Annotated in this window: 17 protein-coding genes and 1 tRNA gene; 15 read left to right on the plus strand and 3 right to left on the minus strand. The window is 73.2% G+C overall.

The window, feature by feature from the left end:
- Window positions 1–3 precede the first annotated feature (3 nt).
- From rsmA to DSM104299_RS05385, 8 genes are all read left to right on the plus strand, one after another.
- A complete protein-coding gene (gene rsmA / locus DSM104299_RS05350; protein ID WP_272476256.1) occupies window positions 4–861 on the plus strand; it encodes a 16S rRNA (adenine(1518)-N(6)/adenine(1519)-N(6))-dimethyltransferase RsmA in 858 nt (285 codons plus the stop codon).
- Window positions 858–1,736, plus strand: coding sequence for a 4-(cytidine 5'-diphospho)-2-C-methyl-D-erythritol kinase (locus DSM104299_RS05355; protein WP_272476257.1), 879 nt, complete (start codon window positions 858–860; stop codon window positions 1,734–1,736). The genes rsmA and DSM104299_RS05355 overlap by 4 nt, the downstream gene beginning before the upstream one ends.
- On the plus strand, window positions 1,733–3,277 hold the full coding sequence (locus DSM104299_RS05360) for a VTT domain-containing protein (protein WP_272476258.1): 1,545 nt from the start codon (window positions 1,733–1,735) through the stop codon (window positions 3,275–3,277). The genes DSM104299_RS05355 and DSM104299_RS05360 overlap by 4 nt, the downstream gene beginning before the upstream one ends.
- A complete protein-coding gene (locus DSM104299_RS05365; RefSeq protein WP_272476259.1) occupies window positions 3,274–3,498 on the plus strand; it encodes a hypothetical protein in 225 nt (74 codons plus the stop codon). The genes DSM104299_RS05360 and DSM104299_RS05365 overlap by 4 nt, the downstream gene beginning before the upstream one ends.
- A 197-nt stretch (window positions 3,499–3,695) precedes the next feature.
- Window positions 3,696–4,949 carry a PucR family transcriptional regulator gene (locus tag DSM104299_RS05370; protein ID WP_272476260.1) on the plus strand — a complete coding sequence of 418 codons (1,254 nt, stop codon included), beginning with the start codon at window positions 3,696–3,698 and terminating at the stop codon, window positions 4,947–4,949.
- Window positions 4,950–5,189: 240 nt separating this feature from the next.
- Complete coding sequence (locus DSM104299_RS05375) at window positions 5,190–6,284, plus strand: hypothetical protein (RefSeq protein WP_272476261.1); 1,095 nt, start codon at window positions 5,190–5,192, stop codon at window positions 6,282–6,284.
- Window positions 6,285–6,308: 24 nt separating this feature from the next.
- Window positions 6,309–7,100, plus strand: coding sequence for an MTAP family purine nucleoside phosphorylase (locus tag DSM104299_RS05380; RefSeq protein WP_272476262.1), 792 nt, complete (start codon window positions 6,309–6,311; stop codon window positions 7,098–7,100).
- 142 nt (window positions 7,101–7,242) lie between these two features.
- A complete protein-coding gene (locus DSM104299_RS05385; protein ID WP_272476263.1) occupies window positions 7,243–7,659 on the plus strand; it encodes a hypothetical protein in 417 nt (138 codons plus the stop codon).
- On the opposite strand, the gene DSM104299_RS05390 is transcribed toward DSM104299_RS05385, so the two are convergent.
- Together DSM104299_RS05390 and DSM104299_RS05395 are read right to left on the minus strand one after the other, a co-directional pair.
- A complete protein-coding gene (locus tag DSM104299_RS05390; RefSeq protein WP_272476264.1) occupies window positions 7,656–8,981 on the minus strand; it encodes a calcium-binding protein in 1,326 nt (441 codons plus the stop codon). The two genes, DSM104299_RS05385 and DSM104299_RS05390, sit on opposite strands and share 4 nt — an antisense overlap.
- A gap of 268 nt (window positions 8,982–9,249) precedes the next feature.
- A tRNA-Gln gene (locus DSM104299_RS05395) sits at window positions 9,250–9,320 on the minus strand.
- A gap of 73 nt (window positions 9,321–9,393) precedes the next feature.
- Here DSM104299_RS05395 and glmU point away from each other — a divergent pair.
- The 3 genes from glmU to DSM104299_RS05410 all read left to right on the plus strand — a co-directional run bounded on the left by glmU (window position 9,394) and on the right by DSM104299_RS05410 (window position 12,296).
- A complete protein-coding gene (gene glmU / locus DSM104299_RS05400; protein WP_272476265.1) occupies window positions 9,394–10,713 on the plus strand; it encodes a bifunctional UDP-N-acetylglucosamine diphosphorylase/glucosamine-1-phosphate N-acetyltransferase GlmU in 1,320 nt (439 codons plus the stop codon).
- A 115-nt stretch (window positions 10,714–10,828) separates the two neighbouring features.
- The gene (locus DSM104299_RS05405; protein ID WP_349294528.1) at window positions 10,829–11,806 is read left to right on the plus strand and encodes a ribose-phosphate diphosphokinase; all 978 of its coding nucleotides are present in this window, start codon (window positions 10,829–10,831) and stop codon (window positions 11,804–11,806) included.
- Between the two features lie 238 nt (window positions 11,807–12,044).
- Window positions 12,045–12,296: a hypothetical protein gene (locus DSM104299_RS05410; RefSeq protein ID WP_272476266.1), complete on the plus strand. Its 252-nt coding sequence runs from the start codon at window positions 12,045–12,047 to the stop codon at window positions 12,294–12,296.
- Here DSM104299_RS05410 and DSM104299_RS05415 read toward each other — a convergent pair.
- On the minus strand, window positions 12,293–12,589 hold the full coding sequence (locus tag DSM104299_RS05415; RefSeq protein ID WP_272476267.1) for a DUF4235 domain-containing protein: 297 nt from the start codon (window positions 12,587–12,589) through the stop codon (window positions 12,293–12,295). The genes DSM104299_RS05410 and DSM104299_RS05415 overlap by 4 nt on opposite strands.
- Before the next feature lie 105 nt (window positions 12,590–12,694).
- Between DSM104299_RS05415 and DSM104299_RS05420 the strand changes: the two genes are divergently transcribed.
- The 4 genes from DSM104299_RS05420 (at window position 12,695) to DSM104299_RS05435 (ending at window position 17,215) form a co-directional block, all read left to right on the plus strand.
- Window positions 12,695–13,417 (plus strand): hypothetical protein, encoded by a 723-nt coding sequence (locus tag DSM104299_RS05420; RefSeq protein WP_272476268.1) that lies wholly within the window; start codon window positions 12,695–12,697, stop codon window positions 13,415–13,417.
- A gap of 43 nt (window positions 13,418–13,460) precedes the next feature.
- Window positions 13,461–13,922 (plus strand): hypothetical protein, encoded by a 462-nt coding sequence (locus tag DSM104299_RS05425; protein WP_272476269.1) that lies wholly within the window; start codon window positions 13,461–13,463, stop codon window positions 13,920–13,922.
- 68 nt (window positions 13,923–13,990) lie between these two features.
- A complete protein-coding gene (locus tag DSM104299_RS05430) occupies window positions 13,991–15,910 on the plus strand; it encodes a glycoside hydrolase family 2 protein (RefSeq protein ID WP_272476270.1) in 1,920 nt (639 codons plus the stop codon).
- Window positions 15,911–16,540: 630 nt separating this feature from the next.
- Window positions 16,541–17,215, plus strand: a complete 675-nt coding sequence (locus DSM104299_RS05435; RefSeq protein WP_272476271.1) for a 50S ribosomal protein L25 — start codon at window positions 16,541–16,543, stop codon at window positions 17,213–17,215.
- The last annotated feature ends 32 nt before the right edge of the window (window positions 17,216–17,247 follow it).

Below are 17,247 nucleotides of genomic sequence, written 5' to 3' on the forward strand. Positions count from 1 at the left end.
GCCGTGCCCACCGAGCCCCCGCCGGCCGGTCCCGACGCCGACCTTCCCTCCCAGCCCAGCCTGCGCCGGATGCGCGCGTTCGCCGTGCGCCCGAAGCGCGACCTCGGCCAGAACTTCCTGATCGACTCCAACATCCTGGGCGTGATCGAACGCGCCGCGGAGCTGGAGCCCCAGGACGTGGCGCTCGAGATCGGCGGCGGCCTGGGTGTGCTCTCCGAGCACCTGGCGGCGCGCACGGCGCACACGCATGTCGTCGAGCTCGACCGCTCGCTGGAGCCCGCGCTGCGCGACGCGCTCGCGCCCTACGCGGACAAGACGACGCTGCACCTCGGCGACGCGCTCCACCTCGACCTCCCGAGCCTCGACCCGCCGCCGACCAAGGTGGTGGCCAACCTCCCGTACGGCATCGCGGCGACCGCGATCCTCAACACGGTGTTCGAGCTGCCGACGGTCACCCGCTGGGTCGCGATGGTGCAGAAGGAGGTGGGCGAGCGCTTCGCGGCGCAGGCCGGGACGTCGGCCTACGGCGTGCCGTCCGTGCTCGCGCAGCTCGCGTGCGCCGTCAAGGTGCACCGCAGCGTCGCGCGCACGGTCTTCCATCCGGTGCCGAACGTCGACTCCGTCCTCGTCGTGCTGACCCGGACCGGTGAGGCGCCGTCACCGGCGCTGCGCAAGATCGTCCAGGGCGCGTTCGCCCACCGCCGCAAGGCGCTGCCGCGATCGCTGCAGCTCCACACCGGCGACAAGGCGCTGCGCGACCGCGCCCGCGCCGCGCTCGCCGACCTCGGCCTGCCCGAGGACGCGCGCGCCGAGCGCCTCACGCCCGACCAGTTCCGCGGGCTGGGGGAGCGGCTGGCGTGAGACTCGAGACGCGCGCGCCCGGCAAGATCAACGTCTGCCTGTTCCTCGGGCCGACGCGCGCCGACGGCCGCCATGAGCTCGTGTCGATCATGCAGTCGGTGACGCTCGCCGACCGGCTCCGCCTGGAGGACCAGGTCGGCGGTGGCGGCGCCGGCGCGCGCGACCGCGTCGACTGCCCCGGCGTCGACGGCGACAACCTCGTCACGACCGCGATCGAGCGCTTCCGCGCCGCCACCGGCTGGGCCGGCGAGCCCGTGCGCATCAGCATCGACAAGCGCCTGCCGGTCGCGGCCGGGATGGCCGGCGGGTCGGCCGACGCCGCCGCCGCGCTGCGCCTCCTCGCGCGCGCGTCAGGCCTCGAGGACCGCGACGTGCTGCACGAGATCGCCGCCGGCCTCGGCGCCGACGTGCCGGCCCAGGTCACGCCGGGCCGCGTCCTGGCCACCGGCGTGGGCGACGTCGTCGAGCGCGTGCCCGGCGTCCCGCGCTACGGCGTCCTGGTCGTCCCGTCGGCCACGCCGCTGCTGACCGCCGACGTGTACCGGGAGGCCGACCGCCTCGGCCTGCCGCGCAGCGCGGCGGACCTCGAGCAGGCCCTCGCACAGGTCCGCGACGCGCTGCCCGACATCCCCGACGCGCTGTGCGTCAACGAGCTCCAGCCCGCCGCGCTCTCGCTGCGCCCGGAGCTGGAGGACACGCTGGCGCGCGTCAAGGCCGCCGGCGCCGACGTCGCGCTGGTCTCCGGCTCCGGGCCCACCGTCCTCGGGCTGTTCCACGACCGCCACGCCGCCAAGGCCGCGCGCGACCGGCACTTCCCGGGCTGCAAGGTCGCCAAGCCGGTCGGCCCGCATGGCGGCGAGGTCCTGGCCGCGTGAAGACCGGCCCGCTCGTCGCCGCGGTCCTCCTGGCCGCGTTCCTGGTCGTTCGCCGGCGCAAGCTCGAGCCGACGCTGAAGATCGGCGGCGGGCTCGCGGTCCTCGCGCTGCTCGTCTACGGCAGCGGCGTGGTAGAGCTGCCCGACTTCAAGAAGATCGTCGAGGACGCCGGCGACACGCTGGGCAATTGGACCTACCTCGTCGTCGGCGTGATGGCGTTCTTCGAGACCGGCGCGTTCGTCGGCCTGATCGCGCCCGGCGAGACGTTCCTGATCTTCGGCGGCGTCGTCGCCGGCCAGGGCACGATCTCGCTCGTCGCGCTGATCGCGATCACCTGGACGTGCGCGGTCCTCGGCGACCTCGCGAGCTTCTACGCGGGCCGCCGGCTCGGCCGCGACTTCCTGCTCAGGCACGGGCCGAAGGTGCAGATCACCGAGGACCGCATCCACCAGGTCGAGGGCTTCTTCGACCGCCACGGCGGCAAGGCGATCTTCCTCGGCCGCTTCGTCGGGCTCGTGCGCGCGGTCAACCCGTTCCTGGCCGGCTCGTCCGGGATGCCGTTCCGGCGCTTCCTGCCCTACGACATCGTCGGAGCGGGCGCGTGGGCGACGATGCTGCTGGTCCTCGGCTACGTCTTCTGGCAGTCGTTCGACAAGGTCCTGCACTACGCCGAGCAGGGGACGCTGGCGCTGGGCACGACGATCGTCGTCATCGCGATCGTGGTCTGGGCCTACCGCCACTTCCGCGACGAGGAGAACCGCGACGCGGCGATGCGCTGGGTCGACACCCAGCTCGACCGGCCGGTGCTGCGGCCGCTCGCGCGCGTCGTGCGGCCGGTCGGGCGCTGGGCGCGCGGGCCGCTGAAGTTCTTCTGGAACCGGATCACGCCGGGCCAGCTCGGGCTCGAGCTGACGACGACGCTGGCGGTCGTCGCGGTCGGGTCGTTCGCGTTCGCGGCCAACGCGATCACCCTGCGCGACAAGGACCTCGTCACCGGCGACGCGACGGCGTTCCGGTGGGCGGACGAGATCCGCTCAGACACGCTGGACGACATCGCGAGGGCCGTGTCGCATCTCGGGTCGCTGAGCGTGGTGGCCGTCGCCGTCGCGGTCACCGTGGTGGTCCTGCTCACGCGCGAGCGCCGGCGAGTCATCGAGTCGTTCACGCTCGTCGGCGGCCTGGCCGTGACGTGGGGCGCGGTGCACATCGCCAAGGCGGCGGTCGACCGGCCGCGGCCGGCGGATCCGCTGGTCGACACCGCGGGCCAGAGCTATCCGTCGGGCCACGCGGCGTACGCCTTCGCCTGGGTCGCGATCGCCCTCGTCCTCACCCGGACGCTGCCCGGCCTGGCCCGGACGACGGCGGCGATCGTGGCCGCCGTCGTGCTCGCCGCCGTGATCGGGCTGACGCGCGTCTACCTGCGCGCGCACTACCTCTCCGACGTCGTCGGCGGCTGGGGGTTGGGGGCGACGATCTTCGGGCTGTTCGGCATGGCGGGGCTGGTCGTCGCCTTCCTGCGGCACAATGGGTCCCGCACGTGAGCAACACCGAGGTCACCTATCTCGTCGGCGCCTGCTGCGCCGTCCTGGGCCTTGCGGCCTACGTCGCGTTCATCTTCGTCCCGGCCTGGACGGCGTACTCGCGCGTCTGGCAGCGGGTGGCCGCCGGGGTCCTGAGCCTCTACGTCCTGGCCGCGTTCGTCGGCCTCGGCGCCGGCGGCGGCGCCGCGATCGTGTGGTTCTGGGACCGCATCGGCGTCTAGGGCGGTTCTCCGGACCGCCTTGCCGCGCCTGAGCCCACCCGCGGGAGCTTGATGGGCTGGCGCCCACCGGCGCTCCGCGGGCGGGCTCAGCCACGACGATCCGGGCCGGAGAATCGAGCCAGCCGCGACCTGAAGAACTGACGAAGGGTCAGGTCGCGCCTCTCAAGTGGACGTTCGGGCCCTAAACTTCCATGCACATGTCCAGTCCGGCTCCGAGGACGCCGGCCGGAATCGACCTCGAGGCCCTGGATGCCGTCACGGACGCCGTCGAGTCCGGTGCGGGTCTGCCTGAGGTGATCCGTGCTGCCGCGCGCGCGCTCGACGGCGCGAGCCTCGCGCTGACCGATCGGTCCGGAGCGGTGCTGGCCGTCGCCGCGCGCTCGCCGGCCGACGAGCGCGGACTGCTGGGCGACGCCGACGGCGTGGAGGTCCACGACCTGCGCGTCGCCGACGAGCAGGTCGGACACCTGCGGCTGCGCCCCCGCGCGCAGGCCGAGGTCGCGCCGATGGTCCTCAGGCTGATCCTCACGTTCATCGCCTCCGAGGTGCAGCGCGTCCGCGCGCCGGCACGGGCCTCCGAGCTGGCGGTCGCCGAGTTCCTGCACGACCTGCTCGGCCGCCGGCTCACCGACCGCGATGAGCTGCTCGCGCGCGGCGAGGAGATCGGGGCCGACATCGCGGCCGGCGGCGCGGTCGTCGTCGTGCGCGCCCAGCTGCACGTGCCGTCCGAGGAGGGCTGGCGCGAGCGCGTCGTCACGGTCGCCGAGCGCGGCGCGCGGGCGGCGGCGCCCGGCGCCGTCGTCGCGTCGTCGGGCCGCCCGGACCCGCGCGGCTCGGAGGTCGCGATCCTCGTCCCGGGCGATGACCCGGACGCGGCGGAGCGCGTCGCCGAGGGCGTCCTACGCGAGCTCGGCGCGTCGCTGCCCGGCCACACGTTCGCGCTGGGCCGCAGCCGCCTGGCCGCCGACCCCGCCGACCTCCCGCGCGCGGGCAACGAGGCCCGGCTGGCCGCCAACGTCGCCGAGGGCGACGTCACCGCCGACGACGGCCACCGCGCCATGGCCTTCGACGACACCGGCGCCTACCGGCTCCTGCTGTCGGCGATGAGCGAGGACCCGGCCGAGCTGCAGCGCTTCTACGCCGAGACGATCGAGCCGCTCGTCGCCTACGACGAGCAGTACGAGACCGACCTGGTCGTGACCGTCGAGGCGTTCCTGGACGCCGACGGCAACGTCGCCGGCACCGCCCAGCGCCTCTTCACCCACCGTCACACGATCCGCTACCGGCTCGAGCGCGTCCGCGAGCTGAGCGGGCTGGACGTCGGCTCGACCGACGGGCGCGAGAAGCTCAGCCTCGGGCTCAAGGCGATGCGCGTGCTCGGGATCGCGTCCCGCGGCGGCCCCGCCACGGAGCAGGGCGCGAGCGGCGGACGGGTCCCCCGACGGGGGTAGACGTCCGCTGCCTGACTTCGTTCGGGCCCGACACAGACGAGGGTTGCGTAGGTTTGCGCCCGGACACTAGAGTGGCAACGCGCCAACTACAGCCGCTCAGATGGCGGAGACCCGCCAGAACCGGTGAAGTCCCCGGAATTCCGAGCGGACATGGGGTGCAGACCCCACTTGAGAAGTCGGCCCCAGGCGCCGAAACCTTGGAGTGAGGGGAGCTGTCCCCTCCCGTCTCACTCCCTCCTGATGAAGCACCGCACCCACGACCATCTCTTCGCCGCCGCCGGGGTCACCGCGGCGCTCTCGCTCATCGGCACCGGTGCCACGGTGCTCAAGGGGTCGGTCTTCCACTTCGATCACTGGCCGCTGGTCGCCGGCGACTCGGCGCGCGACATGCAGCTGCCGACGGCGCCGATCGCGGTCAACGACCCTTCGACCCCGCAGAGCGCCCGTGAGGCGCTGCTGTCGGGCGCGACGCGCGCCGGCGGCACCGCGGCCCTCCTGCCCGGCCTGGGCGGCCCCTCGGGGATCGTCGCGATCGGAACCACCATCCCGGCGTCCCAGACGACCACGAGCGCGGGCAACGGCTCCGGCACCGCCGGCGGCGCCGGCTCGACCGGCACCGGCGGATCGGGCTCGGCCGGCGCCACGCGCGTCGCCGCGCAGGACGGCTTCGGCTTCGGCCTCGGCCCGTCGCCGAGCTCCTCGGTCGACGGCTCGCGCGATCCGGCCAGCTCCACGGGCCCGACCGGCAGCACGCGGGTCGCCTCCAACGGCGCCGACACCGACGGCGACGGCGTTCCGGACACGTGGGAGAAGGACCACGGCACGCCCGCCGCGTCCGACGCCCCGGCCTCCAGCGGCGGCACCGGCGGCAGCGACCGTCGCGACCCGACGACAGCCAGCGCCTTCACGGCCGATCCGCCGGCGGCGCCCGCGCCCGCGCCCGACACGTCCGCGCCGGTCGACCCGCCGCCCGCCGAGACGACCCCGACCGACCCGCCGCCGACCGACCCCGGCCACACGGACCCGCCGCCGGCGACCGAGGACCCGACGCCGCCCGCCGATCCGGCACCCGCCGACCCCGCGCCGACGCCCGATCCTCCGGCCTCCGACCCGGCCCCGGCCGACCCGACGCCGCCCGCCGATCCTCCGGCCTCCGACCCCGGTCCGGCCGACCCGGCCCCGCCGGCCGATCCGCCGCAGACCGATCCGGCGCCGCCCGCCGAGTCGCCGCCGGCCGACACGCCGACGGCCGCCCCGGCTCCGGCGGCGTCGACCGACGGCACCGCCGGTGGCGCCGCGAGCGCCAACGCGGCGATCCCGGCCAGCGTCCAGTAGCCGGGAACGTAGGATCCCGGTCCTATGCGGATCGGGATCATCACCGGCTCGGGGACGTACGCGCTGCCGTCGTTCGAGGACGCCGTCGCGGCCGAGGTCGCGACCGAGTTCGGGCCCGCGACGGTGACCGAGGGGAGCTTCGCCGGCGTCGACGTGCTCCACGTCTCGCGCCACCTGCCGGGCCATCCGCGGCTGTCGCACCAGGTCACCCATCAGGCGAACATCGCGGCGCTGCGCGACCGCGGCGCCGACGCGATCGTGGCGGTGACGGTCTGCGGCGCGGTGGACCGCAGCGTGCCGCTGGGCTCGCTGATCGTCTTCGACGACCTGCACTTCCTCGTCAACCGGCTCGCCGACGGCGCGATCTGCACGCTGCACACCGAGCCGGGGCGGCCGGGGCGCGGGCACTGGGTCTTCGAGCAGCCGTTCCACGACGGCCTGCGCGGCGCGCTGCTGGAGGGCGCGCGCTCGGCCGGGCTCGAGGCCCGGGACGGCGGCTGCTACGGCCACGTCGATGGCCCGCGCTTCAACTCCAAGGCGGAGATCCGGTCGCTCGCGGCGGTCGGCGTCACCGCGGTGAGCCAGACCGCGGGGCCGGAGACCGTGCTGTGCGGCGAGGCGTCGATCCCGTTCGCGCTGATCGGCTACGCGACCGACTACGCCAACGGCGTCGAGGAGGAGCTGCAGCCGGTCGAGAACCTCGTCCGGCTCGTCGAGGCGTCGCCCGCGGCGTTCGCGGCGACGCTGAGCACGGCGCTGCCCCGCATCGCCGCGCTCGACCTGGCGCCGGTGGGCTCGCATTTCCGCTTCGACTGACACGCCGCCGCCCCGTGCGCGCGGCGCGCTCCTGGACGCGCTGGCCGCCGAGCGCGAGCCGGCCCTGCGCGCGCGCCTGGGCCCAGAGGCCGACGACGCGCTGCGCGCCGCGCTGCGGGCCCACGCGCGCGACTGGGCGCGGATGGCAGGCGACGGCGCCGAGCCGCTGGAGCTCGCCGACGGCGCCGCGGTGGCCGCGGCGCTGGGCGACCACGACGGGCCGCTGGTCATGGTGGCGTCCGACGTCCCCGCGCTCGGCCTCCAGCATCTGGAGGCGGTGCGCGGCGACCTCGCCGCCGGCGTCCTGCTCAGCACCGCCGCGACCGGCGACGGCACGCCGTTCCTGGTCGCGCTCTCCCGGCCCGAGCCCGACCTCCTCGGGCTCATCGGCGCGCCCTTCAGCGACCTGCTCGCGGCGGCGGCCGGCCACGAGCGCGAGCTCGGCATGGTCCGCGCGGAGCGCCGCCTGGCGTCGATCGCCGACGCCCGGGCGGTCCAGGCCGACCCGTTGACGTCGCCCGCGCTGCGCGCGCTCCTGGCGCCGCTCGGCCGGCCCTAGCCGACCTGCGCGCGCGCCGCGCGCGAGTACGCGGAGATCACGCGCTCGCAGTGGCGTGTGTGCGGGCGCACGCGGCCGTAGACGACGGTGTCGCCGCCGGGGCCGCAGTCGACCGACGCCGGCCGCCGGGTGAACGCCATGACGGAGTCGTTGCCGTTGCCGCCCTTGACGACGTCGGCGCCGCCGCCACGCAGGCGGATCACGTCGTCGCCGTCGCCGCCGCCGATCGTGTTGTCGCCCTCGCCGCCCTGGAGCTGGTCGGCGCCCGGGCCGCCGTCGACGTGGTTGGTGCCGCGGCCGCCGTAGACGGTGTCGGCCCCGGGCCCGCCGGCGAGCTCGTCGTGGGCGCCGTGCCCGCCGTCGCCGTGGTTGCGGTCGCCCCACAGGACGTCGTCGCCCGCGGCGCCGAGCAGCGTGTCGGAGCCGCGGCCGCCGAGCAGGTTGTCGTCGCGGTCGGTGCCGTGGACGGTCGCGCCGGCGTCGGAGGCGAGCTCGCGGCGGCCGACGGTCGGGTCCTGGACCGCGTCGGCCTCGACGACGTCCTCGCAGTTGCGGATCTCGCCGCGGCGCACCGCCTGCGCGTTGGAGATGCCGCCGGGCGCGTCATAGGGGTTGACGACGACCGTGTCGGTGCCGGGGCCGCAGTCGACGTCGGCGACCGCTGTGCCGTTGTTGACGTAGACGACGTCGTCGCCGTCGCCCGCGTCGACGTGATCGGGGCCCGAGTCGGCGTAGACGACGTCGTCCCCGCCTCCCGCCCTGATGGTGTCCGCCCCCGAGCCGCCGTGGACGAGGTCGTCGCCGTCGCCCGCGTCGAGGACGTCGGGCGCGGCGCCGCCGTCGAGGACGTCGTTGCCGCTGCCGGCCTCGAGACGGTCGTGGCCGAAGCCGCCGTAGAGGCGGTCGGCGCCGTCGCCGCCCTGGAGCTGGTCGTCGCCCGAGCCGCCGTCGAGCTCGTCCGCGCCGCCCCGGCCGATCGCGGTGTCGGCGCCGGTGCCGCCGTCGAGGTGGTCCGGGCCGGTGCCGCCCACGAGGCGGTCGCCGCCCTCCTCGCCGAGCAGCACGCCGCCGCCGGCGCTGCGGACGGTCAGGCGGTCCGGGCCGGGCAGGCCGAGCAGCGGCGCGGCCGCGGGCTGCGACAGCGGCGGCAGCAGCGGCGTGGTCGGCAGCGCGGCGACGCTTGCGACCGCGAGCGCGGGCGACAGGTCGGCCGGCAGCGCCGGCAACGCGGCGGTCTGGGCGGAGGCGGCGGGGGCGACCGCGGTCACGAGCGCGAGCGCGGGCAGCACGACGAGACGGCGAGCGGTGGGGGCGAAGCGCATCACGACATGGGTCGACGGCGCGACCGCGACGCTGCAGGTCGCGGACCTCCGGCGGACCATCGTCCGACCCGGCGCGCCGCGCGCGCCAACCCGACGATCGGGTGCATCCGCAGCCGTTGCCGCCTTGCCCCGGGGGCGCCGGCGCCCTACAGTGCACGGACCTTCAGCGCACGACTTCGCTGAGCAACTTGCTCGTCTGTCCGGCTAACGACGGGGCGGCCGGACAGACGGCAGGCTTCCGCGGGCGCGCGGCGGGGTGGTTCTGGAGCTGGGGAGCAGGGATTCGAACCCCGACTAGATCTTCCAAAGAGACCTGTGCTGCCTTTACACCACTCCCCAGTGCGTCGGCTCGGGTGAGCCTGCGCGCTCCATTTTGACGCACCTCGGAGCCGGACCTCTAGCCTTCCGCCCCGTGAGCTCCTTCAGCGCCGTCGTGATGGCCGCCGGACAGGGGACGCGGATGAAGTCCGCAACGCCCAAGGTCCTGCACGAGATCTGCGGGCGCCCGATGGTGGCCTGGCCCGTGATCGCCGCCCAAGAGGCCGGCGCCGAGCGCGTCGTCGTGGTCGCCGGCCCCAACGTCGACCTCGGCCCGGCGCTGCCCGACGGCACCCGGACGGCCACGCAGCCGACGCCCGACGGGACCGGCGGTGCCGTGCTGGCGGCGCTGCCCGAGACCCAGCCCGGGATCCCGGTCGTCGTCCTCTCGGGCGACGTCCCGCTGATCTCGGCCGCCGCGATCGAGGAGCTCGTCGCAGCCCACCTCCACGCCAACGCCGCCGCGACGATGGCGACCACGCTGCTCGACGACCCGACGGGCTACGGCCGCGTCGTCCGCGATGCCGTCGGCCACGTCGAGCGGGTCGTGGAGACCAAGGCGCCCGGCGACGCCACCGCCGCCCAGCTCCAGATCCGCGAGATCAACACCGGGATCTACTGCTTCGACCACGCGGCGCTCGCCGACGCCCTGCCGCGGGTCGGCACCGAGAACGTCCAGGGCGAGCGCTATCTCCCCGACGTCCTGACGCTGCTGCGCGACCAGGGCCTGATCATCGCCGCCCACGTCGTCGAGGACCCGGCGCTGACGTTCGGCATCAACGACCGCGTCCAGCTCTCCGACGTCACCGTGATCGCCCAGCGCCGGATCCTCGAGCACCACATGCGCAACGGCGTGACGATCATCGACCCCGCCGCGACCTACGTCGACGCCGGCGTGACGATCGGCCAGGACACCACGATCGAGCCCGGCACGACGATCAAGGGCGCCACCACGATCGGCGCCAACACGACGATCCGCAGCTCCTACATCGTCGACGCGACGATCGCCGACGGCGTGTCGGTCGGCCCCTTCGCCTACCTGCGCCCGGGCGCCCACCTGGCCGACGGCGCGAAGGCCGGCACGTTCGTCGAGATCAAGAACTCGACGATCGGCGCGGGCAGCAAGGTCCCGCATCTGAGCTACATCGGCGACGCCGACGTCGGGCCCGGGACCAACCTCGGCGCGTCCACGATCACGGCCAACTACAACAACAAGACCAAGGCCAAGAACCGGACGACGATCGGCGCGAACGTCAAGACATCCGTCGACACCACGCTGGTCTCGCCGGTGTCCCTCGGCGACGGCGCTTACACTGCCGCTGGGTCGGTCGTCACGCAGGACGTCCCGGCCCGTGCGCTCGCCATCGCGCGTGCGCGGCAGCACAACATCGAGGGCTACGCGGACCGCGAGTAGGAGACCACTCCAGGTGATCATGCAGACCCCGCTCAAGGCGTCGGCCGGGGCGATTACGATGGACGTCGACGTGAGCACCCCGACGCGGACGATGCCGGTGGCGACGAGCCTCCCGATCGACTACGACAAGCGGCTGATGCTGTTCTCGGGGCGGGCGAACCCCGAGCTGGCCGCGAAGATCGGCAGCAAGCTCGGGGTCGACCTCGGGCCGATCACCCTCAAGACCTTCAAGAACGGCGAGGTCTACTGCCGCTACGAGGAGTCGATCCGCGGCGCGGACGTCTTCCTCATCCAGCCGATCTGCGCCAACCCGGCGACCGGGATCTCCACCAACGACGCGCTGATGGAGCTGCTGGTGATGATCGACGCCGCGATCGGCGCCAGCGCCCACCGCGTCATCGCCGTCACGCCGTGGTACGGCTACAGCCGCCAGGACAAGAAGTCCGCGCCGCGCGAGCCGATCTCCGCGCGCCTCGTCGCCCGGATGCTCGAGTCCGCCGGCGCCGACCGCGTCCTGACGATGGACCTGCACGCGGGCCAGGTCCAGGGCTTCTTCAACATCCCGGTCGACCACATGACCGCGCTGATGATGCTCACGCAGCACTTCGACGACATGCAGCTCAACGACCTCGTCGTCGTGGCGCCGGACGCCGGCCGCGTGAAGCTGAACAAGAAGTTCGCCTCCAAGATCGGCGCCGAGCTGGCGATCCTGGACAAGGAGCGCCCCGCCCAGCAGGTCGCCGAGATCGGCTACGTGATCGGCGACGTCAAGGGCAAGACCGCGGTGATCGTCGACGACATGATCGACACGGCCGGGACCCTGAAGGCCGCGGCGCACACGGTCCGCGACGAGGGCGCCGAGCGCGTCTTCGCCGCCGCCACGCACCCGGTCTTCTCCGGCAACGCCTACGAGAACCTCGTCGACGCCGGCTTCGAGAAGATCGTCGTCACCGACACGATCCCGCTGCGGCCCGGCGCGCCGGAGAACATCCAGGTGCTGTCCTGCGCCGACCTGCTCACCGACTCGATCCGCCGGATCTTCACCGACGACTCGGTGTCCGAGGTCTTCGGCGGAGAGAACCAGCTGTTCTGACATGTCCACCGTCGCCCGCATCTCCGCTGCGGGCGGAGAGAACCAGCTGTTCTGACATGTCCACCGTCGCCGGCATCTCCGCTGCGGGCGGAGAGAACCAGCTGTTCTGACATGTCCACCGTCGCCGGCATCTCCGCTGCGGGCGGAGAGAGCCAGCTGTTCTAGGCACCTCCTGACCTCCACCGCCGCAGCGCTGCTGCAGGACCGGCTCGGGCTCTCCGACGACGAGCTGCTGACCGTGCTCGGCGCGGATCCGTTGACGGTCCTGGGCGGCGATCTCGACGACAAGCCGCAGCTCCCGATCCTCCTCACGCTCACCGAGGAGGCCGCGGAGCGCGCGGGCGGCGAGACGCTCAAGCGCTGGATCCGCAGCAGCGGGAAGGTCGGCCGTCCGATCGACCTCCTGCTCGCCAGCGACTTCGGCGCGTTCGAGGACGCCCTCGAAGACCTCCGCGAGCGCGGCTTCGTGGTCCGCGCCCCGGGCCGTTAGCGGACGGCCTCGGCCGCCTGCGACTTCTCCTGCTTCTTGTCGCCGGGCCATACGCCGAAGAGGTGGTCCCAGCCCTTGGCGCCCGCGCGATCCACCGCGGCGCGCGTGACCTTGAACGTCACGCCCTGGACGGCGGCGGCCGCCAGGACCTTGGGCCAGTCGGCGTCCTTCGTCGTCGGCTTCGGCGGCTCCTCGTTGTCGAAGAGGCCCCACACCACGTCGAACAGCTTCTTGGACACCAGGCCGGCCATGAGGCCGAGCACGATGCCGAACGGCTTGTAGATCAGCTTCATGGCGGTGAACCTACCCGCCACCGGATCTGCCCGACCGTCAGTGCAGGATTCGACCATCTGTCCGATGAAATCGGGTAGACATCGCAGCAGGATCTAGGAGGCGTGATGGACGAGCACCTCGAAGACGACGGCCAAGCAGAGGATCTGCTTCGTCGCGCGCTCCTGGACCCCGAAGCGGCGGCCGCCGTCGCGCTGAAGGTGCACGGCCTCGCGCTCGCCGACGAGCTCACGGTCGTCTTCCACGGCCGCCGCGACCTCGGGACGATCCAGACCTACGTCGCCAACGGCGGCCACGGCGAGGGGGAGAAGCTCGGCGCGCGCGACCTCCTGCGCGTCCCGGTCGACCTCGACCTCGGCGAGACGCACACCCGCGCCGAGGCGCAGGAGGCCTACGCGAACCAGGCGCGCACGCTGCGCGACGCGCTGCAGGCCGCCGACACCGTCCTCGCGATCTGGGCCCAGCCGCTGGAGGACGTCGCGGAGTCCTACGTGACGCTGCAGCGCTCGGTCGACCTCGACCTCCCGATCCCGGCCCACCGCCTGATGCCGATCGCGCTGGTCGCGCCCGAGCGCCACATCACGGTCGTCCCGGTCGTCGGCGCGCGCACGCTGGCCGAGGGCCTGCCGCCGATGGGGATCGCCTGCGCGCAGCAGGACGTCGCGCACGTCTACCCGCTGCCCGACGACCCGGAGTCGGCGCTGGAGGACTTCCTGGTCCGCGCCTCCGACCACGCGCGCCACATGGCCGACCGCCTCGAGTCCCAGGAGCGCAGCGTCCAGCGCTTCCTCGAGATCAACGGGCCCGACGACTGGCCCGCCGCCGGCTGACGCCGGCCCGGTTCGTGGGCCGCCCACTAGGCTGCGCGGCGGAGTGACCGCCCGCCGCCGCCTCAGCCCGCGCACCATCGCGATCGTCGCCGTCGCGACCGTCGTCGTCCTCGTCGTCGGCTTCGCGGCCGCGCGCTGGCTGACGACCGAGAACCGCGAGCGCGACGCGCTGTTCGACCTCGTCCAGGCCGAGGCCGCCGGCGACGCGCCGCAGGTGCTGGCCCAACTGCACGGCTGCGACGCCGCGTGCGCGGACAAGGTCCGCGCGTTCCTGCCGAAGGTCACCGGGCCTGGCGCCGTCAAGATCGCCCGTCTGGATTCCGGCACGTCGTACTCGTTCGGGACGACGACCGGCACGAGCCGCGTGGTCTGGGTCCACGGCGTCGACTCGCGTCCGCTCGTGCAGTGCGTGGTCGTGAGGCGGCAGGGAGGCCCGCTGACCGGTCGCTCCGTTAGCCTCCTGCGCCTCAGCGCGCCGCTGGCCGACAACGAAGACTCCTGCTGACCCCGGCAGGACGCTTCTTCGGGTCGGACCGCATCGCGTCCCAACCCCCGGTGTTCCCCCTCCCCGAGATGCTCCGACGCTGCCTTTCGCTGTCCTTCCTCGCCGTCCTGGCGCTCGCCCTGCTCGCCGGCGCCGCGAGCGCCCAGTCGCCCGCGGCCAACGCCGCGCAGGCCGACGGCCTCCTGAACAAGACGCTCTACAAGACCGGTGCGTCCGGCCGCTTCCTGATGGCCGGCCAGTGGTACTACCGCGCCGACCCGACCGGCAACGGCTCGGTCGCCGACTTCGCGGCCAACCCGAACAACGCGGGCTGGACCCCGGTGAGCGTCCCGAACGCGTGGAACGCGAAGGACTACTCCGACGCGTCGTTCGCGGGCGGCGTCGGCTGGTACCGCAAGGGCTTCCACCTGCCGAGCGCCAAGAAGGCGCTCTCGTGGGTGGTGCGCTTCGAGTCGGTCAACTACCGCTCGAAGGTCTACCTCAACGGCCAGCTGATCGGGAAGAACACCGGCGCCTACCTGCCGTTCGAGATCCGGCTGCCCGCGAGCCTGCTCAAGCGCGACGGCACCAACCTGCTGGCGATCCGCGTCGACGACCGCCGCTTCCCGACCGACTTCCCGCCCTCGGGCCTGTCGACGACCGGCGTGCCGACCGGCGGCTGGTGGAACTACGGCGGCCTGCTGCGCGAGGTCTACCTGCGCGAGATCGACAACATCGACTTCAACACCGTCTCGGTCCTGCCCGACCTGCCGTGCGGCACCTGCGACGCGCACGTCACCTACAAGACGACGATCCGCAACTACGGCGACAAGGCCCAGAAGGTGAAGGTCACCGCCCGGCTGGGGGCGCGCAAGGTGAACCTCGGCACGGCCTCGGTCGGGGCCAAGAAGTTCGCGTCGTTCACCAAGCGCATCGGGGTCAAGAACCCGAAGACGTGGTCGCCGGACTCGCCCTACCTCTACAACACGTCGTTGACCGCGACGGATGCGGGCCCGCCCACCCGCAAGAAGAGCCGGACGCTGCAGACCTACACCGTCCAGACCGGCATCCGCTCGATCAAGGTCGTCGACGGCCACCTCATGCTCAACGGCAAGCCGCTGCACTTCCGCGGCTTCGGCACGCACGAGGACTCGCTCGACAAGGGCTTCGCGATCGACGACAGCCAGCGCGAGCAGCAGATCCAGTGGGCGCGCGAGATCGGCGCGACGCTGTTCCGCAGCCACTACCCGCTGCACCCGTACTACTACGAGCGCCTCGACGAGCTGGGCATGCTCGCCTGGGTCGAGGTCCCGGTCTACTCGGTCAAGACCAAGTACCTCAAGCAGAAGCTCGTGCGCCAGCTGGCGGCCAAGGAGGTGGCCAGCGCGGTGCGGACGAACATGAACCACCCGTCGGTGATCGTCTGGTCGGTGGGCAACGAGCTGAGCGCGCGGCCGGGCCCGGTGCAGGGCTACTACATCAACCGCGCCGTGAAGCTCGCGAAGTCGATCGACCCGACGCGGCCCGTCGGCCTCGCGGTCGCCGGCTACCCGTCGGCCGGCTGCCAGCCCGAGTACGCGCCGCTGGACGTCCTGGGCATCAACGAGTACTTCGGCTGGTACTCCGGTCCCAACGGCCAGATCGCCGACCGCACGACGCTGAGCGACTACCTCGACAGCGTCCGCCAGTGCTACCCGGGCAAGGCCATCGTGATCACCGAGACGGGCGCGGAGGCCAACCGCGACGGCCCGGTCGAGGAGCGCGGCACCTACCAGTTCCAGCAGGACTTCGCCAACTACCACTACGGCGTCTACGCGACGAAGCCGTGGCTGTCGGGCGCGATCTGGTGGACGTTGGAGGAGTTCGCGGTCAAGCCCGGCTGGGAGGGCGGCAACCCGTGGCCGGCGCCGCCGATCCACCAGAAGGCGCCGATCACGATGCTCGGGCAGAAGAAGCCGGTCTTCGGCGACCTGCAGCGGATCTACAAGGGCACGAAGCAGTACGGCTAGCCGCGGGCACCCGGCGGGCGTCGTTACGTCGAAGGTCATGCGTCTCCTCTACACAAGAGCCTTGACCATTGCGTGGCCGCCGCGGCCACCGCGTTGCCGGCCGCCGGCTGCGGCGCCAACGACGCGGCGGACGGCGCCGAAACGCGACCGACCCGGTGGCTGAGGCGCTGACGCCACCGACGCCCAGCGCGGCGGCATCGCCGTGAAGGTCACCGGCTCGGTGTCGGGCACCAATCAGCCGGTCCAGATCAACGGCTCGGGCACGGTCGCCGCGGCCAAGACGGGCGACCCCACGACGAAGGCCGGCGCCGAGAAGCTCGTCAAGCTGGCCGGGACGGGCACGCTCCCGATCGACGTGTGGGTCGACGCCCAGCACCTCGTCCGCCGCGAGACGCTGAGCTACGACGTGAACGTCATGGGTCAGACGGTGATGTCGAAGATGACCATCAACATGACGAAGTACGGGGTCGAGGTCGACGGCCCAGCCGCCGTCGGACGGCGAGACCGTCGACATGACCGATCTGGCGGGCCGGGCGACGGGCGAGGCCGCCCGCGGCTAGGTTCGAACCGTTCGGGTCTGAAGCGACGAGGTGGTCGCGGCCGTCGCTCCGCTACCATCGTCCGTCGCTCATGGCCGATCAGACCACCAAGCTCGACGTCAACGCCCGCGAGGCGGCCCATTCCCGCGAGACCCGCCGCCTGCGCCGCTCCGGCCAGGTCCCCGGCGTGCTCTACGGAGGCAACGACGACCCCGTCGCGTTCGCCGTCAACGAGCGCACGCTGCGCCACGCGCTGGCCGCGAAGGGCGCCGTGCTCGAGCTGACCATCGACGGCGCCGCTGGCACGCCCGCCGTCCTCAAGGACGCCCAGCGCCACCCCGTGCGCGGCGACCTCATGCACGTCGACCTCCTGCGCGTCGACCTCAACGTCGCCATCCAGGCTTCCGTCCCGGTGCACCTCATCAACGACGAGCAGGCGCCCGGCATCGTCGAGGGCGGCATCCTCGAGCACGTCACGCGCGAGCTGTCGATCGAGGCCCTGCCGAACGAGATCCCCGAGTTCATCGAGGTCGACGTCTCCAAGATGGAGATGAACGCGACCATCCAGCTCTCGGAGATCGACGCGCCGAAGGGCATCACGCTTCTCGACGACCCCGACACGACGGTCCTCGCCTCGATCACGCCGCCGAGCGTGTCGACCGAGTCCGACGACGAGGTCGAGACCGAGACCGCGGTCGTCGGCGAGGCCGCCGCGCCTGCCGAGGGCGACGCTGACGACGACTCGTCTTCCGGCGACGCCGAGTAGTAGGCACTCCTGAAGCTCCCGGGTCGCAGCTC

It is taken from the genome of Baekduia alba (genome assembly GCF_028416635.1).
Classification (GTDB): domain Bacteria; phylum Actinomycetota; class Thermoleophilia; order Solirubrobacterales; family Solirubrobacteraceae; genus Baekduia; species Baekduia alba.